The sequence below is a fragment of the Silvania hatchlandensis genome, from assembly GCF_025564065.1.
GTDB classification, from domain to species: domain Bacteria; phylum Pseudomonadota; class Gammaproteobacteria; order Enterobacterales; family Enterobacteriaceae; genus Enterobacter; species Enterobacter hatchlandensis.
This window is the reverse complement of sequence record NZ_JAMGZK010000052.1, coordinates 1-25,464: the sequence shown is the minus strand read 5'-3', so window position 1 is coordinate 25,464 and position 25,464 is coordinate 1. Positions and strand designations below refer to the sequence as shown.

General features: G+C 56.2%; 22 protein-coding genes and 1 other annotated feature. Of the genes, 7 read left to right on the top strand and 15 right to left on the bottom strand.

Annotated elements, in window-relative coordinates:
* Positions 1-99: 99 nt before the first annotated feature.
* The 3 genes from copA (at position 100) to ybaK (ending at position 4,153) form a co-directional block, all read left to right on the top strand.
* Positions 100-2,601 (top strand): copper-exporting P-type ATPase CopA, encoded by a 2,502-nt coding sequence (gene copA, locus M8014_RS15885; protein ID WP_271283361.1) that lies wholly within the window; start codon positions 100-102, stop codon positions 2,599-2,601.
* Between the two features lie 78 nt (positions 2,602-2,679).
* Positions 2,680-3,474 (top strand): TraB/GumN family protein, encoded by a 795-nt coding sequence (locus M8014_RS15880; RefSeq protein WP_271283360.1) that lies wholly within the window; start codon positions 2,680-2,682, stop codon positions 3,472-3,474.
* Between the two features lie 199 nt (positions 3,475-3,673).
* The gene (gene ybaK / locus M8014_RS15875) at positions 3,674-4,153 is read left to right on the top strand and encodes a Cys-tRNA(Pro)/Cys-tRNA(Cys) deacylase YbaK (protein WP_271283359.1); all 480 of its coding nucleotides are present in this window, start codon (positions 3,674-3,676) and stop codon (positions 4,151-4,153) included.
* Between the two features lie 41 nt (positions 4,154-4,194).
* On the opposite strand, the gene ushA is transcribed toward ybaK, so the two are convergent.
* Positions 4,195-5,847: a bifunctional UDP-sugar hydrolase/5'-nucleotidase UshA gene (ushA, locus tag M8014_RS15870; RefSeq protein WP_271283358.1), complete on the bottom strand. Its 1,653-nt coding sequence runs from the start codon at positions 5,845-5,847 to the stop codon at positions 4,195-4,197.
* Positions 5,848-6,010: 163 nt separating this feature from the next.
* On the opposite strand from ushA, the gene M8014_RS15865 reads away from it, so the two are divergent.
* Complete coding sequence (locus tag M8014_RS15865) at positions 6,011-7,216, top strand: MFS transporter (protein WP_271283357.1); 1,206 nt, start codon at positions 6,011-6,013, stop codon at positions 7,214-7,216.
* A gap of 234 nt (positions 7,217-7,450) precedes the next feature.
* Complete coding sequence (gene ybaL / locus M8014_RS15860) at positions 7,451-9,127, top strand: YbaL family putative K(+) efflux transporter (RefSeq protein ID WP_271283356.1); 1,677 nt, start codon at positions 7,451-7,453, stop codon at positions 9,125-9,127.
* Positions 9,128-9,219: 92 nt separating this feature from the next.
* On the opposite strand, the gene M8014_RS15855 is transcribed toward ybaL, so the two are convergent.
* The 14 genes from M8014_RS15855 to M8014_RS15790 form a co-directional block, all read right to left on the bottom strand.
* Positions 9,220-10,524 (bottom strand): inosine/guanosine kinase, encoded by a 1,305-nt coding sequence (locus M8014_RS15855; RefSeq protein ID WP_271283578.1) that lies wholly within the window; start codon positions 10,522-10,524, stop codon positions 9,220-9,222.
* Between the two features lie 62 nt (positions 10,525-10,586).
* Positions 10,587-11,549: a ferrochelatase gene (hemH, locus tag M8014_RS15850; RefSeq protein WP_271283355.1), complete on the bottom strand. Its 963-nt coding sequence runs from the start codon at positions 11,547-11,549 to the stop codon at positions 10,587-10,589.
* 124 nt (positions 11,550-11,673) lie between these two features.
* Positions 11,674-12,318 carry an adenylate kinase gene (gene adk, locus M8014_RS15845; RefSeq protein ID WP_271283354.1) on the bottom strand — a complete coding sequence of 215 codons (645 nt, stop codon included), beginning with the start codon at positions 12,316-12,318 and terminating at the stop codon, positions 11,674-11,676.
* Between the two features lie 194 nt (positions 12,319-12,512).
* A complete protein-coding gene (gene htpG / locus M8014_RS15840; protein WP_271283353.1) occupies positions 12,513-14,387 on the bottom strand; it encodes a molecular chaperone HtpG in 1,875 nt (624 codons plus the stop codon).
* A gap of 111 nt (positions 14,388-14,498) precedes the next feature.
* Positions 14,499-15,104 (bottom strand): recombination mediator RecR, encoded by a 606-nt coding sequence (gene recR / locus M8014_RS15835; protein ID WP_271283352.1) that lies wholly within the window; start codon positions 15,102-15,104, stop codon positions 14,499-14,501.
* A gap of 79 nt (positions 15,105-15,183) precedes the next feature.
* The gene (locus tag M8014_RS15830) at positions 15,184-16,287 is read right to left on the bottom strand and encodes a type 1 fimbrial protein (protein ID WP_271283351.1); all 1,104 of its coding nucleotides are present in this window, start codon (positions 16,285-16,287) and stop codon (positions 15,184-15,186) included.
* Between the two features lie 20 nt (positions 16,288-16,307).
* Positions 16,308-16,841, bottom strand: a complete 534-nt coding sequence (locus tag M8014_RS15825) for a fimbrial protein (protein ID WP_271283350.1) — start codon at positions 16,839-16,841, stop codon at positions 16,308-16,310.
* Between the two features lie 12 nt (positions 16,842-16,853).
* Positions 16,854-19,418, bottom strand: a complete 2,565-nt coding sequence (locus M8014_RS15820) for a fimbria/pilus outer membrane usher protein (protein ID WP_271283349.1) — start codon at positions 19,416-19,418, stop codon at positions 16,854-16,856.
* 36 nt (positions 19,419-19,454) lie between these two features.
* Positions 19,455-20,141, bottom strand: coding sequence for a fimbria/pilus periplasmic chaperone (locus M8014_RS15815; protein ID WP_271283348.1), 687 nt, complete (start codon positions 20,139-20,141; stop codon positions 19,455-19,457).
* Positions 20,142-20,183: 42 nt separating this feature from the next.
* Positions 20,184-20,714, bottom strand: a complete 531-nt coding sequence (locus tag M8014_RS15810) for a fimbrial protein (RefSeq protein WP_271283347.1) — start codon at positions 20,712-20,714, stop codon at positions 20,184-20,186.
* Positions 20,715-21,100: 386 nt separating this feature from the next.
* Complete coding sequence (locus M8014_RS15805; protein ID WP_271267765.1) at positions 21,101-21,433, bottom strand: YbaB/EbfC family nucleoid-associated protein; 333 nt, start codon at positions 21,431-21,433, stop codon at positions 21,101-21,103.
* 53 nt (positions 21,434-21,486) lie between these two features.
* Positions 21,487-23,421: a DNA polymerase III subunit gamma/tau gene (dnaX, locus tag M8014_RS15800; RefSeq protein WP_271283346.1), complete on the bottom strand. Its 1,935-nt coding sequence runs from the start codon at positions 23,419-23,421 to the stop codon at positions 21,487-21,489.
* Positions 22,093-22,157, bottom strand: a sequence feature (DnaX frameshifting element). (Overlaps the previous gene by 65 nt.)
* A gap of 87 nt (positions 23,422-23,508) precedes the next feature.
* Positions 23,509-24,060 carry an adenine phosphoribosyltransferase gene (apt, locus tag M8014_RS15795; protein ID WP_271283345.1) on the bottom strand — a complete coding sequence of 184 codons (552 nt, stop codon included), beginning with the start codon at positions 24,058-24,060 and terminating at the stop codon, positions 23,509-23,511.
* Between the two features lie 152 nt (positions 24,061-24,212).
* Positions 24,213-24,590 (bottom strand): DUF454 family protein, encoded by a 378-nt coding sequence (locus M8014_RS15790; RefSeq protein ID WP_271283344.1) that lies wholly within the window; start codon positions 24,588-24,590, stop codon positions 24,213-24,215.
* A gap of 50 nt (positions 24,591-24,640) precedes the next feature.
* Here M8014_RS15790 and priC point away from each other — a divergent pair, with 50 nt between their 5' ends.
* On the top strand, positions 24,641-25,168 hold the full coding sequence (gene priC, locus M8014_RS15785; RefSeq protein ID WP_271283343.1) for a primosomal replication protein N'': 528 nt from the start codon (positions 24,641-24,643) through the stop codon (positions 25,166-25,168).
* A gap of 12 nt (positions 25,169-25,180) precedes the next feature.
* Positions 25,181-25,360, top strand: a complete 180-nt coding sequence (rsmS, locus tag M8014_RS15780) for a pleiotropic regulatory protein RsmS (protein WP_271283342.1) — start codon at positions 25,181-25,183, stop codon at positions 25,358-25,360.
* The last annotated feature ends 104 nt before the right edge of the window (positions 25,361-25,464 follow it).

The following is a 25,464-nucleotide window of genomic DNA, read 5'->3' as shown; positions in this document are numbered from 1 at the left end:
CTTGACCTTCCCCTTGATGGAAGGTTTAACCTTTATAACAGTTTGAGGAAAGTGTTCCTACGGTCAATATGTGGCCGGATATTTATAAGGAGTTTTGATATGTCTCACAGCATTAATCTGACGCTCGACGGTCTGTCCTGCGGCCACTGCGTCAAACGTGTCAAAGAGAGTCTGGAACAACGCCCGGACGTCGAACGTGCAGAAGTGACTATTGACCATGCGGTTATCACCGGCAGCGCCAGCGCCGATGCCCTGATCGACACCATCCAACAGGCCGGTTACGGGGCGGAGTTAAGCCACCCAAAGGCTGATCCGCTGACAGCGTCAACAATCCCGTCGGAAGCACTGACAGCGGCCCCTTCTGAGCTTCCGGCAGCTCACGACACCGTTGACAGCCAGCAGCTGTTAATCAATGGCATGAGCTGCGCCAGCTGCGTCACCCGGGTACAGAATGCCTTGCAGGCGGTACCGGGGGTTGCACAGGCACGGGTCAATCTGGCGGAGCGCACTGCGCTGGTGATGGGTAGCGCCTCCGCCTCGGATTTAGTGCTGGCGATTGAAAAAGCGGGCTACGGTGCCGAGGCGATAGAAGATGACCTCAAACGCCGCGCGCGCCAGCAGGAAACCGCCATCGCCACCATGAAGCGTTTCCGCTGGCAGGCGATTGTTGCCCTGCTGGTGGGGATCCCGGTGATGGGCTGGGGGATGCTTGGGGACAACATGATGGTCACCGACGACAACCGCAGCCTGTGGCTGGCGATCGGTATTCTCACCCTTGGGGTGATGGTCTTCGCGGGCGGGCATTTTTATACCAGCGCATGGAAAAGCCTTAAAAACCGCACAGCCACCATGGACACGCTGGTGGCGCTGGGCACGGGTGCCGCCTGGCTCTATTCGATGAGCGTCAACCTCTGGCCGCAGTGGTTCCCGATGGAAGCGCGCCATCTCTATTATGAAGCCAGCGCGATGATTATCGGCCTGATTAACTTAGGCCATATGCTCGAAGCGCGGGCCCGCCAGCGCTCCTCAAAAGCGCTGGAAAAATTACTCGATTTAACCCCACCGACCGCCCGGGTGGTGACTGAAAACGGCGAACAAGACGTCCCGCTGGCCGACGTTGAGGTGGGGATGATCCTACGCCTGACCACCGGGGATCGCGTGCCGGTCGACGGGGAGATCGCCCAGGGCGAAGCCTGGCTTGATGAAGCGATGCTGACCGGCGAACCGATCCCGCAGCAGAAAAGCAGCGGGGAGAGCGTCTACGCCGGAACGGTGGTGCAGGATGGCAGCGTGCTGTTCCGCGCCAGCCACACGGGCAGCCACACCACCCTGTCGCGCATTATTCGCATGGTGCGCCAGGCCCAGAGCAGTAAGCCGGAAATCGGCAAACTGGCCGATAAAATCTCTGCCATTTTCGTGCCGGTGGTGGTGGGCATTGCCCTGTTCAGCGCCGCCATCTGGTACTTTTTTGGCCCCGCACCGCAGATTGTTTACACCCTGGTGATCGCCACCACCGTGCTGATCATCGCCTGCCCATGCGCACTCGGGCTGGCGACGCCGATGTCGATTATTTCGGGTGTGGGCCGTGCCGCCGAGTTTGGGGTCCTGGTACGCGATGCCGATGCGCTACAGCACGCCAGCACCCTGGACACGCTGGTGTTCGATAAAACCGGAACCCTCACAGAAGGCAAGCCGCAGGTGGTCGCCGTCAATACGGTGGGCAATCTCAGCGAAGCCGACGCCCTGCGTCTGGCGGCGGCACTGGAACAGGGCTCCAGCCACCCGCTGGCGCGCGCCATCCTCAGCAAAGCCGACGCGGCGGGGTTACCGCAGGTCAACAACTTCCGCACCCTGCGCGGGCTGGGCGTCAGCGGCGAGGCCGACAACCGCACCCTGCTGCTGGGCAATCAGGCGCTGCTGGCCGAAAACGGCATTGATACCCGCGCGCTGGATGACCCTTTACGCTCCTGGGCCGCTCGGGGAGCAACCCCGGTGCTACTGGCGATTGACGGCCAGGCTGCCGCGCTGTTTGCTGTTCGCGATCCGCTGCGTGAGGACAGCGTCGCCGCACTACAGCGTCTGCACCGCGCGGGCTATCGACTGGTGATGCTCACCGGCGACAACGCCATTACTGCACAGGCCATCGCTAAAGAGGCCGGTATTGACGAGGTGATTGCGGGCGTGCTGCCGGACGGCAAAGCCGAGGCCATTATGAAGCTGCAGGGCGAAGGTCGCCGGGTGGCGATGATCGGTGACGGCATTAACGATGCCCCGGCGCTGGCACAGGCAGAAGTGGGAATTGCGATGGGCGGCGGCAGCGATGTCGCCATCGAAACGGCGGCGATCACCCTGATGCGCCACAGTCTGACGGGCGTTGCCGACGCGCTCGCGATCTCGAAAGCGACCCTGCGCAATATGAAGCAGAACCTGCTGGGGGCTTTTATCTATAACGCGATTGGGATCCCTGTTGCCGCTGGGATCTTGTGGCCGCTGACCGGCACGCTGCTGAACCCGGTGGTGGCGGGTGCGGCGATGGCGCTTTCCTCCATCACCGTGGTGAGCAATGCCAACCGCCTGCTGCGTTTTAAGCCCAAAGCCTAGCCTTTTATCGCAGACAAGGACGTCTTGCACCCCGCCCCCCCACGCGCTAGCATGAATTTTTCCCTTCACGGAGCGCGTATGAGTTTGTTTCATCGTCTAAAAATAGCGTTTCGCGCCCTCTTTCCCCAGCGCTATACCTGGCCGGGGCTCGATATCTCCCTGCCTGGCGGGCAGCATCTGCACCTGGTGGGCAGTATCCATATGGGCACGCGCGATATGTCTCCCCTGCCGCCCGGTCTTATCACCCGGCTGCGCGGGGCGGATGCGCTGATCGTCGAGGCCGATATCTCCGGCGACGAATCGCCTTTCGCTGGCCTTGCGATCCCGCCTCCGCTGAATGAACGTCTCAACCCTGCGCAACTGACTGAACTGGAGCGGTTCGCCGACGAACTGGGATTACCGCTCTCAATGCTGGAGAGTCAGCCGCTATGGCAAATCGCAATGGTGTTGCAGGCCACTCAGGCGCAGCGTCTGGGATTGCGTGGTGAATTCGGGATCGACTATCAGCTGTTGAACGCCGCACGCGCGCAGCAGTTGCCGGTTATTGAGCTCGAAGGGTCCGACAGCCAGATTGCCCTGCTGCGCCAGATGCCGAACGATGGATTATTGTTACTGGAAGATACGCTGACCCACTGGCATACCAACGCCCGTCTGCTGCAAACGATGGTGAGCTGGTGGCTGGAGGCGCCGCCCAGCGTCGATAAGCTGGCGCTGCCGGCAACGTTCAGTGAATCGCTGTATGACGTCTTAATGCACGAACGCAATCAGGCGTGGTGTTCAACGCTGCACGCGCTGCCTGCAGGCCGCTACGTGGTGGCCGTGGGAGCGCTGCATTTGTACGGTGAAGGAAATTTGCCGTCGTTGCTGAGATAAAAAAGCGGCCAATATTTCTATTGGCCCGTCAAAGAGGAATTTCATCGTTGTTATTATGCCGGAGGAGACCCCCGGTTGAGCCGATTGTCGCTCAAAGTGACCATCACTGCCAACACTATTGCGCAAGATGGTGCTATTTTTTAGCCACTCCACAGGCGTATGCTTAGGGCGTTTATTGTCTGTGCTAAGAAGGATTGCAATGACTCCCGCCGTTAAATTACTCGAAAAAAACAAGATTTCTTTCCGGGTCCACAGCTACGACCACGATCCCAGCGAAACGAATTTTGGTGATGAAGTGGTGCGCAAGCTGGGACTGAATGCCGATCAGGTTTACAAAACGCTGCTGGTTGCGGTCAATGGTGACATGAAGCACCTCGCCGTGGCGGTGACGCCGGTGGCCGGTCAGCTGGATTTGAAGAAAGTGGCAAAAGCGCTGGGCGCCAAAAAAGTGGATATGGCCGACCCGATGGTGGCGCAGCGCACAACGGGGTATCTGGTGGGCGGTATCAGTCCGCTGGGGCAGAAAAAGCGCCTGCCGACGCTGATTGATGCGCCCTCTCAGGACTTTGACACCATTTTTATTTCGGGTGGCAAGCGCGGGCTGGACATTGAATTAGCCGCCAGCGATCTGGCAAAAATGCTGGATGCGCAGTTCGCGGATATCGCGCGGCGGGAGTAATCAAACGCCCGGTAGCGCCTCGCTACCGGACGTTCACCCCACTACTGCCAGCTCACTTCACCTTTCGGTTCATAGGCATTCACATCCAGCGGAGAGTTCTGCTCGATGTATTGCTTCAGCACTTCGGCATCGATAAAGCCGGTATTCACATAGCCTGGTTTGTCATCCAGATGCGGATAACCATCCCCGCCGGTGGCGTTAAAGCTTAAGGTCGCCATGCGGTAGGTTTTGGCGGGATCAACCGGTTCACCTTTGATCTTCAGGTCGTTGAGCACGCCCTCTTTTGCCACGAAGCTGACGTTTGCAAACTGCGGATAGGCCCCGGAGTCCGGTTTCATCTTCGCCACCGCCGTCAGGTAATCGCTCACCTCTTTCCCGCTCATGTCGGCATACACCACCACGTTGCCGAACGGCTGCACCTTCAGCACATCTTTATAGGTGATATCCCCGCCCTCGATGGAGTCGCGGATACCGCCGCCGCTCATTACCGCAAAGTCAGCGTTAGTGCGCGCCATTTGCACGGCCAGCAGCAGGTGGCCCATATTGGTCTGTACAAAGCGGACTTTACTGCGATCGCCTTCCAGCCTGCCGGTCAGGGTACCGATCTTCACATCCAGCTGCGCTTTACCTTTGTTCTGGAACGGCGACAGCAGGGAGAGCATCTGCTGGTTTTCGGCGATTTCCGGGGTATAGAGCACGCGCTCGCTCTGCCCGTTGTCGTAGGTGACTTTCTTCTTCAGGTTGACCGGAATCAGCTGGTAATTCACCAGCTTCATCTCGCCGTTGCGGAACTCGAAGTCCGCGCGTCCCACGTATTTGCCCCACTCATGCGCCTGCACAATCCAGATCCCGTTCTGTTTGTCCGGCGCGCAAGGGGTGCCTGGCACGTAATCCGCCTGCTTTTTATTTTCCGACGCCATGCACACCGGATCCTGTGAGTGACCACCCACAATCATCGCCAGCGCGCCCGCTGGCAGGCTGCGTGCCATCTCGACATCCCCCGGCGCGTTCGAGCCATGATCGCCATTATCGTAATGCCCCATATGGGTGGTGGCGATAATCACATCCGGCTTTTCGTTCTGCTGCAATTCCTGGATCACCAGCTTCGCTTCATCCGCCGGTTTACGGAACTCAATATCGGTGAAATATTCCGGGTTGCCGATTTTGGCCGTGTCATCGGTGGTCAGCCCTACCACCGCAATTTTAATATCCTGGCGTTTGAAAATGGCCCAGGGTTTAAATAAGCGCTCGCCGGTACTTTTCTGGTAAATATTGGCGGAGAGGAACGGGAATTTTGCCCACTTTTCCTGCTGGCGTAATACGGTCAGCGGATTATCAAACTCATGGTTACCCACGGCCATCGCATCGTAGCCAATCAGGTTCATGCCACGGAAATCGGGTTCGGCATCCTGCAGATCGGACTCCGGCACACCGGTATTAATGTCGCCGCCGGAGAGTAACAGCACGCTGCCGCCCTTCGCCGCGACCTCTTTACGGATCCCGTCCACCAGCGTCTTCTGCGCCGAGAGGCCATACTCGCCATACTCACTGCGCCAGAAGTGACCGTGATGATCGTTAGTGTGCAAAATGGTGATGTTATAGGTTTTATCTTGTTCCCAGGCTTGCGCAGGCAGGCTAAGCAGCCCGCAGGCCGCTAATATTGCCAGCGCAACGCTACGCTTCATTAACTTCATCTCTTCTCTCCCTGACTCATCGACAAACGCAAAAATTACAATGAGTAACCAGAATAGACAAATATCTTTTCAGAATTGCGACTTTCCTCAAATGTCGGGGAAAGGTATGTTAGTCGGATAATAATTACTCCCTGCACTTCCAATAACAATTAACGTGGTATTTATGGCAATCAGTGAATCTACTCCCCCGGTGTCGGCTGCGAAGCCGCGCACCTCATTTGGTATTCTCGGCGCGATCAGTCTGTCGCATCTGCTTAACGATATGATCCAGTCGCTGATTCTGGCGATCTACCCGCTGCTGCAGTCAGAATTCTCACTGACGTTTGTGCAGATCGGCATGATCACCCTTACTTTCCAGCTGGCGTCGTCATTGCTCCAGCCGGTAGTGGGCTACTGGACGGACAAATATCCGATGCCGTGGTCGCTGCCTGTTGGCATGTGTTTTACCCTCAGCGGGCTGATCCTGCTGGCGATGGCGGGAAGCTTTGAAGGGGTGCTGGTGGCGGCGGCGCTGGTCGGTACCGGTTCATCTGTCTTTCACCCGGAATCGTCCCGTGTGGCGAGAATGGCGTCCGGCGGCCGTCACGGACTGGCGCAGTCTCTGTTCCAGGTGGGCGGTAACTTCGGCAGTTCCCTCGGTCCTCTGCTGGCGGCGGTGATTATTGCCCCGTACGGCAAAGGTAACGTCGCCTGGTTTGTACTGGCCGCGCTGCTGGCGATTGTGGTACTGGCGCAAATCAGCCGCTGGTACGCCGCTCAACACCGGGTGAATAAGGGTAAACCCCAGGCTCCGGTGATCAATCCGCTGCCGCGCAACAAGGTCATTCTGGCCGTTAGCATCCTGTTAATGCTCATTTTCTCCAAATACTTCTATATGGCCAGCATCAGCAGCTATTACACCTTTTATCTGATGGAAAAATTCGGATTATCGGTACAAAACGCGCAGTTTCATCTGTTTGCGTTCCTGTTTGCTGTTGCCGCCGGGACGTTTATTGGCGGGCCGCTGGGCGATAAGATCGGGCGTAAATATGTGATTTGGGGCTCTATCCTCGGCGTAGCGCCATTTACGCTGCTTTTACCCTATGCAACCCTGTGGTGGACGGGGGTTTTAACCGTGATCATTGGTTTTATCCTCGCATCCGCGTTTTCGGCCATCCTGGTGTACGCTCAGGAGCTGTTACCGGGCCGTATTGGCATGGTTTCCGGGCTATTTTTCGGTTTCGCCTTCGGCATGGGTGGGCTGGGAGCGGCGGTGTTAGGGCTGGTTGCGGACCATACCAGTATCTTTTTGGTCTACAAAATCTGTGCTTTCCTGCCACTTCTGGGGATGTTGACCATATTCCTGCCTGATAACCGGCATAAAGCCTGATTTATCCGCGGCCAAAGTCTGACTTTGGCCGCAGCCTTTCCTTCTGCCATAAGCCTTTCTTAGCCCCCTTCCTGAAAAATCGTCCTGTTCTCCTTCCGTTTAACGCTTATTGCTGTTTTCTTCAAAATTCAACAATTATTCATAAACATAATCATTAGATTTGTCATAAACTATTACTCGGCTTTTTGGTTTTTTAACCAAAAATGGATCAACACAGCAACGAAAGGAGACGGAATGCATCACGCCACACCGCTTATCACCACCATTGTCGGTGGACTTGTACTTGCATTTATACTCGGCATGCTTGCCAACAAACTGCGTATTTCCCCTCTGGTGGGCTATTTATTAGCAGGTGTGCTGGCCGGTCCGTTTACTCCTGGTTTCGTTGCTGATACCAAACTTGCCCCTGAACTGGCGGAACTTGGCGTGATCCTGCTGATGTTCGGCGTCGGTTTGCATTTCTCCCTGAAGGATTTGATGGCGGTAAAGGCCATCGCCATCCCCGGTGCCATCGCCCAGATAGCCGTGGCGACGTTGCTGGGTATGGCGCTTTCATCAATGCTGGGCTGGCCGCTGATGACCGGTATTGTGTTCGGGCTGTGTCTCTCCACCGCCAGTACCGTGGTGCTGCTGCGCGCGCTTGAAGAGCGGCAGCTAATAGACAGCCAGCGCGGGCAGATTGCCATTGGCTGGCTGATCGTCGAAGACCTGGTGATGGTATTAACGCTGGTGTTGCTGCCCGCCGTTGCCGGGATGCTCGAAAAAGACAACGTCGGCTTTGCCACGCTGGCGCTGGATATGGGCATCACCATCGGTAAAGTGGTGGCGTTTATCGCCATTATGATGCTGGTTGGCCGTCGCCTGGTGCCGTGGATCCTCTCCCGCAGCGCCGCCACCGGCTCACGCGAGCTGTTTACTCTCGCCGTGCTGGCCCTGGCGCTGGGTATCGCCTTTGGTGCCGTCGAGCTGTTTGATGTCTCCTTCGCCCTGGGCGCCTTCTTTGCCGGGATGGTACTCAACGAATCTGAACTCAGCCACCGCGCTGCACACGACACCCTACCGCTGCGCGACGCCTTTGCGGTGCTGTTCTTCGTCTCCGTCGGGATGCTGTTTGACCCGCTGGTACTCATCGACCAGCCGCTGGCGGTGCTTGGCACGCTGGCGATCATCATCTTCGGTAAGTCGGTCGCGGCCTTTTTCCTGGTGCGTCTGTTCGGCCACTCGCCGCGCACTGCCCTGACCATCGCCGCCAGCCTCGCACAGATTGGTGAGTTTGCCTTTATCCTCGCCGGACTGGGAATGGCGCTGAACCTGCTGCCGCAGGCGGGACAAAACCTGGTGCTGGCGGGAGCGATCCTGTCGATTATGCTCAACCCGGTGCTGTTCGCGCTGCTGGAGAAATACCTCGATAAAACCGAAACCCTCGAAGAGCAGACTCTGGAAGAGGCCATCGAGGAAGAGAAGCAGATCCCGGTGGATATCTGCAACCATGCGCTGCTGGTCGGCTTTGGCCGGGTTGGTAGCCTGCTGGGCGAGAAGTTAATGGCTCAGGGCATTCCGCTGGTGGTGATTGAGACCTCTCGCACCCGCGTGGATGAGCTGCGCGAGCGCGGCGTTCGCGCTGTGCTGGGCAATGCGGCGAACGAAGAGATTATGGAGCTTGCGCACCTAAACTGCGCGCGCTGGCTGCTGCTGACCATCCCCAATGGCTATGAGGCCGGTGAGATTGTGGTCTCCGCCCGCGAGAAATTCCCGCACCTGGAGATTATCGCCCGGGCGCATTATGACGACGAAGTGGAATACATTATCGAGCGCGGCGCCAACCAGGTGGTGATGGGCGAACGCGAGATTGCCAATACCATGCTGTCGCTGCTGGAGAAACCGCCGGTTGAAGAGGCGGTGACGGGTTAAATTTCTGCGGCCTGATGCCCTCACCCTGGCCCTCTCCCACCGGGAGAGGGAATAAACACTAAAAACGACAACCAGAGGTTGTCGTTTTGCTTTTACCTGGCCCAGTACGACTCTTCCAGACTGTCTTCTCTTTCCGGCAGACCACGCGTTAAGCGCGGCGAGTGCTGGTTAAGCACCTGATAACTCACGCGGTTCGCGTATTTGCATACCTGCGCCAGTGACGAGTAGGTCAGCCAGGAGAACGTGTGTTTGCTGGAGTTAGGCACGTTGGTGCGGTGGAAGGCATTCGCGGTGATATCGTGCAGCAGCGCCGCCAGCGCACCGTCTCCTGCGCCATTGGTGTTCATGATCTTCTCTGGCCCGCCCATGTACGGGGCGATGTGCGAGAAGATGCGCAGCGGATTCTGACAATCTTTGTGGCGCATCGCGCGACTGAACTCAAACTGGTTGAACTCGGCGATGGCACCTGGCAGCAGCGGGTGCTGGGTTTTGCGTTTGGCTTCTTCTTCGGTGAAGCCCGCCATATATAAGCCCACCGGCCCGGCGGTGCAGAGCACCAGATCGACCCAGTCCAGCGCTTTATCAGACGCCAGCAGCGGATCGCTCTCCCCGGTCAGGGCTTCGGCCTCTTCTTCGTTCATTGCCAGAATGGAGACGTGCTCTTTCAGGAACGCCTGCCACCACTCGGGGTTATCGGCGATCACAAATTTCGTCCCCAGCGTCAGCACCACCGGCACATTGTATTTTTTCGCGTATTCCACCGCCTTCATGGTCGCTTCCGGCATCGGCTCGCCCGGCTTACAGCGCACCAGATAGGAGGTCAGCACCAGCGCTGAGGCACCGGCAATCACCTCTTCCGGAATGCTGTCGGCGCGCAGCTTGTTCATATGGCCCGGGCTGATGGCGAAGGTCCGCTCCCCGGATTCACCGATCAGCGTAAAGCAGCGGCCAATTGCCCCGTCCACGCCCTGCAGGTAGTTCAGATCCGTGCGGCTGGAGGTGTTGCACAGATAGCGGTAGGCGTAGCCGCCAATTTCAATGTTGCTGCACATGACGCCCAGCAGCACCGAGCGGTCATCAGCCAGTACCGAGTAGTTGTGCATGGTATTGCCGATGGTGCCACCGGCAAACTGATGGGTGATCAGGTTGTCACGTACCAGCTCCTGATACAGCGCTTCCGCCACATCGTCTTCAATCACCAGTGAGTGCCCGGCGCTCAGGCCATAGCGTGCGACAAACGCATCGTCCACTTTTGCTTCAATATCCACCAGCGTCTGATCGATACCCACTACCCAGGCGGCATTGGTCTCATTCTCCGGCTGAATTTGTTGCAGCAGCGGATCGCGGGCGTTAACGGGAAAGTAGTGTTTAGATTTGCGTTTACCGGGAAATTTCATGTTCTGGGCTACGAGTGACGGATGGGCCGGAAATGGTAGCACAAATCCGGCCTGTCGCGCGATCAGCGGCTGTTGGTCACCAGGGACACCATCATCTCGATATGTTCAGGGTCGTCGTTCAGCGCCGGGATATACTCGTACTTTGTCCCGCCGGCTTCGAGGAAGAATTCCCGGTTTTGCACCGCAATCTCTTCCAGCGTTTCCAGACAGTCCGCTGCAAAGCCCGGCGACATCACCTGGATATGCTTTACGCCCTTCTCACCCAACATTTTAAGGGTTTCATCGGTATAAGGTGTCAACCACGGCTCGCGACCAAAGCGCGACTGGAAGGTCATCATCACCTTCTCGGGAGGCAGACCCAGCGCGGACACCAGCTCACGCGTAGTATCGCGACAGCGCTGCGGATAATCGTCCCCTTCATTGGCAAATCTCTGCGGGATACCGTGGTAGGAAAGCAGCAGCAAATCCGGCTCGCCGTGTTTCGCAAAGGACGCGCGCGCGCTGCTGGCAAGGGCATTGATATACATTTCGTTATCCGCGTAGTCGCGAATAAAGGTCACAGCAGGAATACGGCGACGGGTTGCCAGAATGCGCGCCAGTTCATCCCAGACCGCGGCCACGGTGGAACAGGAGTATTGCGGATAGAGCGCCAGCACCACGATATGGTCCACGCCTTGCGCCAGCAGTTCATTAACCGCACTTTCCAGCGAGGGTTTGCCGTAGCTCATACCCAGCACCACCGGCATATCAGGCAGACGGGCGGCTAGCGCCTTTTCCTGGCGGCGGCTGTAAACCATCAGCGGCGAACCTTCATCCATCCAGACCGACTGATACAGTTTTGCCACGCGCGGGGAACGGATCGGCAGGATCACACCGCGCAGCAAGGGCCACCACAGCAGGCGCGGGGTATCCACAACGCGTGTGTCGCTCAAAAACTGGCGCAGATAACGGCTAACCGCTGCGGAGGTGGGGGCTTCGGGGGTACCTAAATTGGCAAGCAGGATGCCGGTTTTCGCCTGACTCATTCACGCCTCATAACCATTTGACTGGCTGATAATTGTATCTGAAAAGCGCGTAAACGGAACCAATTGCAGCGAAAGGAGAAATGAGAACTTTTCTCACCCGGATAGCCGGGTGAGAAAGGTGCGATTAGCCGAGGATTTTTTCCAGCTCTGCACGGACTTCAGCAACCGGCTTTGTACCGTCTACTTTTGCGTATTGGGTGTTACCCGCCTGCGCTTCTGCAGAGTAGTAGCCAATCAGCGGCGCGGTCATCTGATGGTATTCCACCAGGCGTTTACGCACGGTCTCTTCCTGATCGTCTTTACGCGTGGACAGCTCTTCGCCGGTCACGTCGTCTTTACCTTCCACCTTCGGCGGATTGAATTTGATGTGGTAAACGCGGCCAGAAGCAGCATGTACGCGACGACCAATGATGCGATCGACGATCAGCTCATCTGGTACATCAAACTCGAGCACGTAATCCACGTTGATGCCCGCTTCTTTCATGGCGTCAGCCTGCGGAATCGTACGCGGGAAGCCGTCCAGCAGGAAACCGTTGCGGCAATCTTCCTGCGTAATGCGTTCTTTAACCAGCGCGATAACCAGCTCATCGGTCACCAGTTTGCCGGCGTCCATGATGTCTTTTGCCTGTTTGCCCAGCTCAGAGCCAGATTTAACAGCGGCACGCAGCATGTCACCCGTAGAGATTTGCGGAATACCGTATTTCTCCATGATGAACTGAGCCTGAGTTCCTTTACCCGCGCCCGGAGCGCCAAGCAGAATAATACGCATTGCGAAAATCCCCTCAAAAGTTGGTTCAATTTTTCAAAAGCGCTAAACAATACCATCAAGACGGGTATGGCTCAAGAAAGGCGGGGAGGCTGAAACGGTTAATGAGGGGAATATATTAGAGGATGCGGCCTGAATGCCCTCACCCCGGCCCTCTCCACAGGGGAGAGGGTTAGGGTGAGGGGTGTTGTTGGGTCTTACGCCAGCAGCAGCGCATTCACGCGCTTAATGAACTGGTTTGGATCTTCCAGCGTGCCGCGCTCGGCCAGCAGGGACTGATCCAACAGCAGCTCGACCCACTCGGCGAAGCGAGCTTCGTCCTGGGTTTCTGCCGCACGTTTCACCAGCGCGTGATCCGGGTTCAGCTCAAAGATGTACTTCACTTCCGGTACGCTCTGGCCCGCCGCGGCGAACAGCTTCGCCATCTGGGTGCTCATCTCGTCAGAATCGGTGGTGACGATGGCTGGCGTGTCGGTCAGACGATGAGTGAAACGCACCTCTTTCACGCGCTCGCCCAGATGGGTTTTCACGCGCTCAACGAACGGCTCAAGGGCTTTTTCCGCCTCTTTCGCGGTTTCGTCCACTTCGTCCGCCAGCTTGTCGATGGATTCATCGGCTTTCGCCACAGACTGGAATGACTTGCCGCTGAACTCGGTCAGGTAGTTCATCATCCACTCATCGATGCGATCGGAAAGCAGCAGCACTTCGATGCCTTTCTTACGCAGCAGCTCCAGATGCGGGCTGCTCTTCGCCGCAGCATAGCTGTCTGCGGTGATGTAATAGATCTTCTCCTGCCCTTCTTTCATGCGCCCGATGTACTCTTCCAGCGACACGGTCTGCTCGGCAGAGTCGGTGTGGGTGGAGGCAAAGCGCAGCAGTTTGGCAATCGCTTCAACGTTGGCTGAATCTTCTGCCGGGCCCTCTTTCAGTACCAGACCGAACTGTTTCCAGAAGGTGAGGTATTTTTCCGCGCTCTCTTTCGCCAGCTTATCCAGCATCTGCAGCGCACGTTTGCTCAGGGCGGTACGCAGATTGCGAGTGACGGTGCTGTCCTGCAGGATCTCACGGGAGACGTTCAACGGCAGATCGTTAGAATCGATCAGGCCGCGCACAAAGCGCAGGTAGTTCGGCATGAACTGCTCGGCTTCGTCCATGATGAACACACGCTGGACGTACAGCTTCAGGCCGTGCTTGTGATCGCGGTTCCACATATCCCATGGCGCCTGCGCCGGGATGTACAGCAGGCTAGTGTACTCCTGCTTCCCTTCCACACGGTTGTGGCTCCAGGTCAGCGGATCGGTAAAGTCGTGGGCGATGTGCTTATAGAACTCGTTGTACTCGTCGTCTTTGATTTCAGACTTGTTACGCGTCCACAGCGCCTGGGCCTTGTTGATCTTCTCCCAGGAAAGCACGGTTTCACCGTCCTGCTCTTCCTGTTTTTCGATCTCGACCGGCAGGGCGATATGGTCAGAATATTTGCTGATGATGGAGCGCACGCGCCAGTCGTTGAGGAAATCGTCTTCCCCTTCGCGCAGGTGCAGGGTGATCTCGGTGCCGCGATCCGCTTTGGTGATGTCGGCAACGGTATATTCACCTTCGCCGTGGGATTCCCAGAACACGCCGCTTTCAGCGTCTTCGCCCGCTGCACGGGTGCGTACGGTCACTTTATCCGCCACGATGAATGCGGAGTAGAAGCCCACGCCAAACTGGCCAATCAGCTGGCTGTCTTTCGCCTGATCGGAACCCATCGATTGCAGGAACGCTTTGGTACCGGATTTGGCGATGGTGCCGAGATGGTCAATGACTTCATCGCGGGTCATCCCGATCCCGTTATCAGCGATAGTCAGGGTGCGGTTCTCTTTATTAAAAGAGACGCGCACGCGCAGATCGCCGTCACCTTCATAGAGCTCTGGCTTAGAGAGCGCACGGAAACGCAGCTTATCTGCCGCATCAGAGGCGTTAGAGATAAGCTCACGCAGGAAGATTTCTTTATTGGAATAAAGAGAATGGATCATCAGGTGCAGAAGTTGTTTAACTTCTGACTGGAAACCGCGGGTTTCTTGTCCTTTCATACTAAGTCGACCTCAACAATGCCATTTAATGGGGTTTAAAAGCGTTGAGGGAGAGATGGGGATAGAGGGGAAACTTTTCAAGCGGAGGCCGTGAAAGCAGCCTCCGTTTGTTCAGAAAATAAGCTTGTGACGCCCGGCCAGCGAGTGCGACAGCGTGGTGCCGTCGACCATTTCCAGCTCGCCGCCCACCGGAACGCCGTGGGCAATTCGGCTGGCCGCCACGCCATACTGCGCGCATAGCTCACCGATATAGTTGGCGGTCGCCTCCCCTTCTACCGTCGGGTTGGTGGCGAGGATCACCTCGGTCAGCGTTTCAGCTTCCAGGCGCTGCTCCAGGCGGTCAAGACCGATATCATCCGGGCCAATACCGTCCAGCGGTGAAAGATGGCCCATCAGCACAAAATAGCGGCCAGAAAACTGCCCGGTCTGCTCGATGGCGTAGATGTCCGCCGGACTCTCCACCACGCAGATCTGACCGTTTTCCTGACGACGCGGATTGGTGCAGATGTTGCACACGTCCTGTTCGGTAAAGGTGCGGCAATCGGCACAGTGACCGATTTCCGACATGGCGCGGGTCAGCGCCTGCGCCAGGCGCATTCCACCGCTGCGATCGCGCTGCAACAGGGTAAACGCCATGCGCTGCGCTGATTTCGGGCCAACGCCCGGCAGGCAGCGTAGCGCTTCCATTAGCTGCGTGAGTAGCGGACTGGTTTGCATCAAAGCCTTCCTTTTATGTAGCCGTGTACGAAAAAATAAAGGGGCATAGAGTAGCATCTGTCCGCCAACAAAACATCGCTCAGTTATAGGTGAAGGTCATCGTCCCCGCCGCATTGGCCTTTCCTGGAGTGATCGTGGATTTGTTTTTATAATAATCTGCGGTAAAGATCAGCGTTTCACCTGCCGCCGCGCCGCCGGGATTGGACGGTTCGGAAAACGCGGTGTAACCCCGGCTGCTATTGCTGACGCGCTGGGAAGAGAGGATCGCGATGGGGGTATTCAGCGGCAGGCCGCTTTGCCCGCTGTCGTATTCCCCCGAAGCCAGCCGCAAGTTCAACTGCACGCCCACGCCGTCCGCCACGGTGGATTCCCCGTCCTGCGACAGGGCGATCAGGGTGTTATTCTGATTGTCGCCATCGGTGACCGCCGGGGCCTGTAGGGTTAACGAGACGTTGGTGCCGGGCTCACAGGTCAGGTTGACCTGGCGCGTGACCCCGCCGACGCGCGGACTGGCATCAAAGCGCGTCATGTTAATATCCGACATCGCAAAGTTAAGCGCCGCCACATCGGATGTACAGCCTGTTGCTTTGACGTTGATCTGGCTGGAAGAGACCGTCAGGCGAGAGGCGATATCCCCGTCACCGCTGGTGCTTTTGCTTTCGCGAAAATCGACCCGGGCCAGCGGCGAGGGGAGCGCCAGGGTACCGCTGCTAATCTTACCCCCGGTTGCCACCAGCTGCAGGCGATAGGAGGAGTTGTTAAGGGTGTGGCCCGACGTCAGAAGATTCGCATCGCCATTCTGCCAGGTGTTATCGATGGCACGTTCATCATCATACGGCCCGGCCTGATTCAGGGTATAAACCCTGACCCCGATCCCATCCAGACCGGTGGGATAGACCCTGTCGCCAAGTGAGACGCCCGTCTGCGGTGATGACAGATAAAGAAACCCGACATAATAGCTATATAAGCAGTCACTGATCGTCACTTTACTGTCGCTGCCGCCAACATAGCCCGAGTCATATAAAATCGTCCCGGCAGCATAACCGCTGCTGTTGATAACAATATTATCCGGCAATGCAATGGTAGAGACAGAAATGCTGTCATTACTGTCCCGCTTGCAACTAGCAAACGATGAGAACGACAACAGAAATAAAATGGAGCCCAACAGATAAACGAGCCGCATGGAATATCTCCCGCAAGAAATCAGTTATAGATGAAATTAAGGGTGACGGCCGAGCTGAATTCCCCGGCGGTACTTTTTCCCTCAGGAGAATAGAGCCGCGCAATGAGGGTTAAATTGCCCCCTGCTGTCTGGGCATCTACCGGAAAGGTGTAGCTCACGCCATTGGCAAGATTTACCGGCGATGCGCCGTCGGCATTGTAAATCTGCAGGCCAATCCCCTGCGCGCCCGCATCCGCCTGATTGGCATAAATAACGCTTCCCCAGCTACCGTCATCATAGGGCATCCCGGTGAAGGTGACGGTCGCGCGGGTCAACCCCTGGGTGCACCCCGTCAGGTTAATCGTAAAAGGGATATTCGCACTGTGCGCCCCGGCGAAGGCCAGATCCTGGCGGGCGTACACGCCTAAATCCACCCGGCCAGGCACCGTCACGCTGCAGACCGACTGGGTTATATTGCCGCTCACCGAGAAGTTAACCACGTCCTGATCGTTATATGCCGCGGCCGCGTGCGCGAATAATAATAACGCAAGGACAGAAGAGTTCCATTTATTCATCACGCCATTCCCTTAGCCATTATTTACCGGCATCGCAAGACACTGCCCACGGTAAAAGATAATGTTATTTTCCTGCCTCGCTTCAGGCAGGACATAATTGACCTGGCACTGTTTATCCGCTGTTGCACCCCATTTCACGTGCAGCATGCCTGTCGGCTGCAGGCCGACCAGATATACCTGTCCGTCGTCGCCCACAATATTGGTGCGCACCGTTTCGTCATCGTTATCTTCCGTCGTGACCACCGCGCCGAACGGCACGGCTTTACCCTGATAATCGAGGGTCATCATCGACTTATACCCCAGCCATGTTTGATAGCGGGCCAGCACCACCGCGCCGCGCGTCGGTACCAGCTTCTTGTTCATATTATCCATATCCGCATTGGCGATATCCGCATCGGAGCTGTCCAGCGTCACGTTGTTGATATGGTAGGGTCTGACATAAGGGATGACCGCATTGCCAAACCAGTCGGTATGAATGTTGGCCTGCCCCGCCACCGGAACATCCGCGACGCCGGGCGCTTGTACGAGCGCAATGCTTTCGTTCAACGCGCGCGAAAGCGTTACGCCTTTAGAATGGACGACCGCCCCGCCCCTCACGCCATAGCTGTAGCGCTGATTGTATTCATCGTATCCATAACCGGTAGACAGGTCGGCGTAGCTGCTCTGATAGTTCACATTCAGATTGCCATTGGTCTTTTTCGATGATGAATCGTAGCCTTCCGATGCCTGCCAGTTTAAGGCGTTGTCCTTCAGCATGCTGCCCGTGAGGCCAAGGTTGTGGGTGGTATGGTTATCCCCATCACTATTAACCGCGTAGTTTGCTGACACGCTCTGCCACTGCTCGTCGTTGCTGAACGCGCTGAAAGGCAGGCTGAAAGTGATCGAGATGGCATCATCGTTCGTGGCTTGATCATCACTTTCGGAGGCATAGTTCTTGTTATGGGCGTAGTTAACAAAGTATGAGAGCTTACCGATGCTGTTGCTGTAGCCGATATTGAGCGAATCCATTCGGGAATCATCCCAGTAGGACTCACTGATCAGAGAGACGGCCAGCGTTCCCCAGTCAGTATTTTGTGAAATGGAAAGGTCAAAGCGATTACGCTCTCGGCCAGAATCATTCAGATCGTCCCCTTCATTCCAGTTATCGCTGAAATTCTGAAACGAGTAGTACCCACTGGACGAATAGCGATAGCCGGCCAGAGAAAAGGTGGTATCGGTGGACTGCAGCGTCTTGCTGTAGCGCAGCCGGTAAGACTGGCCTTCGTCGCTGGAAGGGCTTTCAGAAGCTTTTTTTTTCTTGAGCTGGGCCCATGCCTGGGAGATATCCAGCGAGAACGCCCCTAACTCGCCCAGGTTCACCCCTGCGCCGATCAGCAGGTTGGTGTATTTGTCTTCAGCCTGGATAAAGCCGCTAAACAGGGTCAACCCCGCGCCGATGCCTCTGGCAGCGGAAGCCTGCACGAAGTTGAATTCATTAGTGCGGTTGCTTTCATGGCGCGTTTTTCCCATCACCGCCGAATAACGCCCCTGGCCTTCACGCTGGAGCACCGCAAGCGAGGCATAAGGCACGACAAAGCGATGCTCAGAGCCATCGGACTCTTTAACCACCACCTGCAAATCCCCGGAACTGCCCGTGGGGTAGATATCATTAATGGCAAACGCGCCGGGAGAAACCGTGGTTTTATAGATAACGTAGCCGTTCTGATACACCGACACTTCGGCGTTAGTCCGGGCGATACCGCGCACCACCGGGGCGAATCCCTGCTGGCTGTCGGGCAGCATTTCGGTGTCGGAGTAGAGCATCACGCCCGTAAAGCCGGTGCTGTCGAAAATGCCCGGCTGGGTGTTGCTTTCCCCAACCACCATCTGGCTACGCAGGGCGTGAATATCCCGGGAAATATAAGTGTAAACCGAATCCCAGTTCTGCCCGTCATCGTCGTGATTCCATGTGGAATAATTGCGCAGACGCCAGGGGCCAGCATTGAGTCCGGGCTGGATACTCACGAACTGGCTACTGTCGCTGTCGCCCCCGTCTCGTGGCGTGACGTTCTGCCCCGACAGGCTGTAGTTCAGCAATCCTGCCGTAATCCCCTCATCCCAGCGTTCTTCGGAAACATAGCCGCGCACGTTTGTGAGCATGCCGACCTGGGGGACGGACAATTCATAACGCTGACGCGCAATATCCAGATGCTCTTTCGCATCAGGGATCGCCGCCAGCTGCACGCAGGGATCGCCCGTTTTGGACAGCTGAGGGTATTTATCGGTACGGATATTCCACTGTTTTAGCAGCGTCATATCCAGACATGCCTGGCTCCCGCTCTTTTCCGCATCATTACGAAAAGATAACGTTCGGGTATCGACGTAGCTGCCATTAATATACACGTCGACGTTGTAATCGCCCGGCGGCACGGTATCTTGTGCAAATAAATCGAGGTCTAATTCGGGTACTGACGCATCAGATGTTTCTAACAGATGCGGGTTAAAATACTCTTTGGCTAACGCACATCGCTGGAATACCAGAATAATCAGCCCGATCTGCAGAGCAGAAAAGGTTACACGCCTGGTGATTACGCTCATAATAAGTATCCATGCAAAAACTTTCCATTTACCGTATCAATACGCCTGCGAATAACTTTTGGTACTCATACCGAAATCATCCAGTATTTTCCACGTCACCTGGCCATGTGCCGGGAATTTTTTATCCGCGATAGTGAGCTGAGAATAAGGCGCAACAAAATAAGGCGTAGACAAGGTCTCGCCATTCACAATCAGGGAAGAGAAATTCATATAATTCGACGTTGTGTTCTTTGCTACCAACGCTGTTCCGCTGATATTCCACTGTAATTTATCCGCGACGCGCTCCGGGGTGGCTCCTTTCAGTGCCGCCGGGCGATAAATCATTTTTATGCGCGAGTTAATCGCGATCTGCAGTATATTTTTATCCGGCCCGCCGGTCGCCGCCGGAATGCCTTTGACATTCAGCCACAGCATGGATTCGCGATCGTCCGGCAGGGGTTTTCCTGAACGCACAACCCGAATAGCGGCCTGTCCGCCGGACTCCAGTCGAAAAAGCGGAGGGGTAATTATAAAGGCATCTTTTTCAGGGGAATGTTCATCTGCCGGGGAGAGCCATGACTGCACCAGGTTCGTCACGTTGTCTTTATTTTCAATCGACAAGGTTGCCGCCTGGCGGGAACCATCAAAAACAAGGCGCGTGCCGCCTATTAGCAAACTCGCCTGCGCAGGGAGAACAACGAAAACAGAGAGCAAAAAGGAGGCGGCCAGTTGATACAATTTCATAGGTTATCCTGAAGGGAGGAGTCGCCTCCTCCCTTCACTCCCTTACTGATAAGAAACGTTGTAAGTCAGAGTGCTGGATACCGCACCTTTGGTCGCCCCGGTAGCCGTGGCCACCAGCTGAGCGGTATAGTCAACGTTCACATCACCACCGGCCGATGGAAGCATGATAGCGGCATTACCGTCATTTACCTCAACGGTGTGTTCGCCCTGCTTAATGAGCACCGCAACGTTGGTTGCCGCAGAGCTGGTAGCGGTATTTTTAAAATAGGTATTATTCCCGTCGGTTTCGCCGGAGAATTTAATATAGGCTGCTGTCGGACCATCCGTTGGGCATCCGCTTAATAAAATAGAGAAGGTTTTTGGCGCACCCGTATCACCCTGCGCAGCCAGATCGGATTTTAATGTACCGCCTAATTCAACGGTAGATTGACCGTTATTCACTGTCACCGTACAGGCGGTATCCAGCACAGACCCAACAAAGGTCACTTCATTATTTGCCGCAGTGGCCTGAGTTACGCTACCCAGCGATGCGAGCAATACAACAACAGATCCGTTTAATAAATTCACTTTCATGATCAATCCTTTTTAGGTCGATGAAAAACATCCCATTGAAATATATGTTATTTCACAGGACGAATGAGGACATGCTCAAACAAAACACATAGTAATACCCTCAGACAACTCTCGCATATCTAAAATTAATCGATCAACCGTTCTTTAGCACTATTAATCAATTTGTGACGTAAGCAATCTTTATTTATCGGTTAAACACACTCGATAGCCTGTTAATTCCGATCATATTCGTCAAATGGATGAATCATAAAAATAAAAAACAAAGAGACAGAAGATATATATATAAGAATAAATATCGGTGAAGTGAATTAAAGTAAAGGGTAATACGAGAGGAGAAGAGCGACAAGACAAAGTAAGCGGCGATCGCCACCGCTTACCCAGGCGCATCAGAATGGCATCTTAAAGCCCGGTGGCAACTGCATTCCTGAGGATACAGACGCCATTTTCTCTTTTTGCGTTTCGTCGATACGGCGCGCAGCATCGTTGAATGCAGCAGCAACCAGATCTTCCAGCATGTCTTTGTCGTCTTCGAACAGGCTTGGATCAATCTCCACGCGACGGCAGTTATGCGCGCCGTTGATGGTGACTTTAACCAGACCTGCGCCCGATTCGCCAGTCACTTCCAGCTGTGCGATCTCTTCCTGCATCTTCTGCATTTTGTCTTGCATCTGCTGGGCCTGTTTCATCAGGTTACCCAGACCGCCTTTACCACCAAACATAGGCTTCTCTCTTCAGTCACGTTACAGATAACAACCGTAAGTCAGACTCACGATCAAATGGGGCGAATACTCTCTTCATCCAGATCTGCATCAAAATAGCGCTGCAGAGTCTGAATGTTATTATCCGCGATAATAGACTCACGCGCTTGCGCGAGCTTCTCTTCATAAATGGCCTGACGCCACTCCAGCGGCGTTCGCACCGCCGGATTATCATCTTCTATGATAGTCAATTCAACCGGTGCCCCCCGTAATGTCCCAAGCGCCTCGGTCAGCACCTGCTGCGCGCTCGCCGAGTTCAGGTGGCGCTGGCCCGAGCGCAGATGCAGGCAGACACGATTGCCTTCCTGCTCGCACCAGGCGTTCAGCGCGACCTGTTCCACCAGTTTAGGAAGCTTCAGCTGGCTGACCTCAGCCGCCCAGACGTCGCGTTCCAGCGACTCTTCGGCAAGCTTAGCGGACAGCTCCGGCGTCTTCTCATGCTCCAGCGCTTTTTTCAGCGCCTTCGGCGTGGTGATTTCCACCTTGACCGCTTCGGCCGGAGCGGTGGATTTCCAGCGATACGCCTCTTTCTTCACCGGACTCTGTGGCTCAGGAGGGCTTGTCGCGGCACGCGACTGGACGCGATCCGAGATCGATGCCAGACGTTCAAGCGCAGCGTTATTTACCGGCCGCGCTCTGCCTGGCGCTGCCGGTTCACTCTTTTTTGGCTTGGGTGCTCCCTGCGCGCGCTGAAGCTGATTGCGGGCAGCGAGCACCTGGCTGGTGGCGTCCGACAGCGGCACATCATGGCGCGGCGGTGGCGGCGTACTCTGCTGGGCAGGCACCTGCATCGGCGTCAACACCGCCGTGGGGGCGACCGGGGCGAATGACTGTGGTTGAACCTCGGGCTCAGGCAGCGGCATTCGCGGATGGAACGCCAGCGCACGCAGCAGGGCCATTTCAACGCCCATACGTCGGTCCGGTGCGAACGGCATCTCCTTGCGACCCATCAATAAGGTTTGATAGTAGAGTTGCACATCCGTTGGCGGAATGGTTCGCGCCAGCTCGCGCATCCGCTGTTCAATCGCGGCCATATCGGCGCCGAGTGCTGCCGGCGAGAGCTGTACCATCGCAATACGGTGCAGCAGGCTCAGCATCTCAACCAGCAGAGCTTCCCACTCGATGCCGCGTGAGGCTGCAGCATCCACTAACGTCATCACGCGCTCGCCGTTGGCCTCGACCACCGCCTCAATCAGCGACAGCGCCTGATCGTCATCCAGGGTGCCAAGCATAGTGCTGACCGCAAGCGTAGAGAGCACACCGTCACCGCTGGCAATCGCCTGATCGGTGAGGCTGAGCGCATCGCGCAGGCTGCCGTCGGCCGCACGGGCCAGTAGCTGCAGGGCACGCGGCTCGTGCGTCACCTGCTCTTCATTAAGAATATGCTCGAGCTGATCGCGGATCTGCCCGACGTCCAGCGCCTTCAGATGGAACTGCAGGCAGCGGGATAAAATGGTGACCGGCAGCTTTTGCGGATCGGTTGTCGCCAGCAGGAATTTAACGTGCGCAGGCGGCTCTTCCAGCGTTTTCAGCAGGGCATTAAAGCTGTGGCGGGACAGCATGTGCACTTCGTCGATCAGATAGACCTTAAAGCGGCCGCGTGCCGGCGCGTACTGGACATTATCCAGCAGATCGCGGGTATCTTCGACTTTGGTGCGTGAGGCAGCATCGATCTCAATCAGATCGACAAAGCGCCCCTGCTCGATTTCACGGCAGTTGTCACACACGCCACACGGCGTCGCGGTGATCCCGCTTTCGCAGTTAAGGCCTTTCGCCAGCAAACGGGCAATAGAGGTTTTACCGACGCCACGGGTGCCGGAAAAAAGATAAGCGTGATGGATACGTCCTAGCGATAAGCCGTTCGCCAGGGCGGTCAGCACATGTTCCTGGCCGACAACGTCAGCAAAGGTTTGGGGTCGCCATTTTCGGGCTAACACCTGATAACTCATGGGCGGGCTCTGCAACGCTGGAAGGTGGATAATCAGGGGGTAATGCTAACACAACCTCACCCGTTGGGCGAGGTTGTGGGAGGGGGATTAATGTCCCGGGAAAGGCACGAGGCTGTAGCTGGTGATGCCCTGTTTTTCCAGGCGCTGTTCGCCGCCCAGATCGAACAGGTTAATGATGAAGGCCGCGTCGGTCACTTCGCCACCCAGACGACGGATCAGCTTAACGGTGGCTTCAATGGTGCCGCCCGTTGCCAGCAGATCGTCAACCACCAGCACTTTATCGCCAGGCTGGATCGCATCGATGTGGATCTCCAGCTGATCGGTGCCGTATTCCAGCTCGTAGCTTTCAGCGATGGTTTCACGCGGCAGTTTACGCGGCTTGCGCACCGGCACAAAACCGACACCCATTGCCAGCGCTACCGGCGCCCCAAACAGGAAGCCACGCGCTTCGGTGCCAACCACTTTGGTGATCCCGGCGTCCTTATAACGCTCAACCAGCAATTCAATGCTGAGAGCATACGCTTTCGGGTCTTCCAGCAAGCTGGTGACATCGCGGAAAAGAATACCCGGCTTCGGATAATCCTGGATGCTTTTGATGCTGTTTTTAAGATATTCAAGCTGCTGCGCAGTTGCGGTCATAAGTGTGTGCCTGATGAAAACGGTGTTGCTCACGGAGCGCATAACGGTTGGGTCAAAGTAACATTTGTTTAACCTTTAACCAGCCGCACCCGTGCTCGAAAACGGTCGAATTTACTGGCTGCGCACGAGAATTGCAACAGCCATTCTGCGGATTATGACTTTTGTTGCTTTTCATCAACCACCGGGATACGCCACATGAAAATCAGCAGGCAGCCAAGGCACACCAGCAGCAGTATCCGCACCCACAGGATGTGAACCAGCCATAATGAGATGGCGAAGGTCACGAGGATCAGCGCAATCGCGCGCGGCTTGGCCCCGGGCGGCATGGCCCGGTACTGCTGCCAGTGGCGCAGATAACCGCCAAACCACGAGCGATGCACCAGCCAGTGGTGAAAACGCGGCGACGAGCGGGCAAAGCACCAGGCCGCCAGCAGGATGAAGGGCGTGGTCGGCAGAAGGGGCAATACGACGCCCAGCGTGCCAAGCACTACCGCAAGCCAGCCAATGATGATTAAAATAGTACGCTGCATAATGCGAATCGTTATCAAACTGAACGGCTACTGTACCACTGGAGAGCGGATTGAAAACAGCCTTGCTTTTACAGACGCTGCAAAATCAGCTGACGGCCCTGCGAACGCAGGCCGCCCCGTTGATGCAGCACGCAACCCTGAAGCCGCGTTTTGACCGGCAGTTGTTCCGCACCCGCAGCACCGTAATGAAAGATTATCTGGATGAAGCCCAGCACAATCTTGATGAACTGGGCCACGCGGTAGAAAAAGCGCAGACTGAGCAGGTTGCCTGGCTGGCGACCCATCTGGCAGAGCAGATTGCCGCCCTGCACCGGGAGATTGCCGCCTGGCCGCTGCGCCTCTGGGACAGCGCCTCTGCGGGGGCAACAAAATGGCAGCGCAAGCGCCTGGAGCATCAGGAGTTTGAACGTCGGCTAGGTGAAATGAAAGAGGAACGCCAGATGAAGCTGAACCAGGCCGATACTTTGGAAGAGCAGCAGCGCTTAATGCGTGAAATCACCGCCCTCGACGGCCGCCTTGAACGCTGCCGTAAAGCACTGGATGATATTGAGCGCGTGATTGCGCGTATGACCCGTTAACTGGAGAACATGATGTCACTGGAAAATGCCCCGGACGAGGTCAAGCTGGCCGTCGATTTAATTATGCTGCTGGAAAACCACGATTTACCGGCCGAGACGGTACTGAAAGCGCTGGAGATTGTGAGGCGGGATTTTGAAGGAAAACTCCCCTCACCCCTGCCCTCTCCCTTGTACAGTCCGGGGACATGGTAGACAGATGTTCGGGGACAGGGTGAACACTTTTTAACATCCTTTACCCATGGTGATCGACTTTCTTTTCAGGTCGATCACCCCCACTTTTGTGCTGTACCACCATA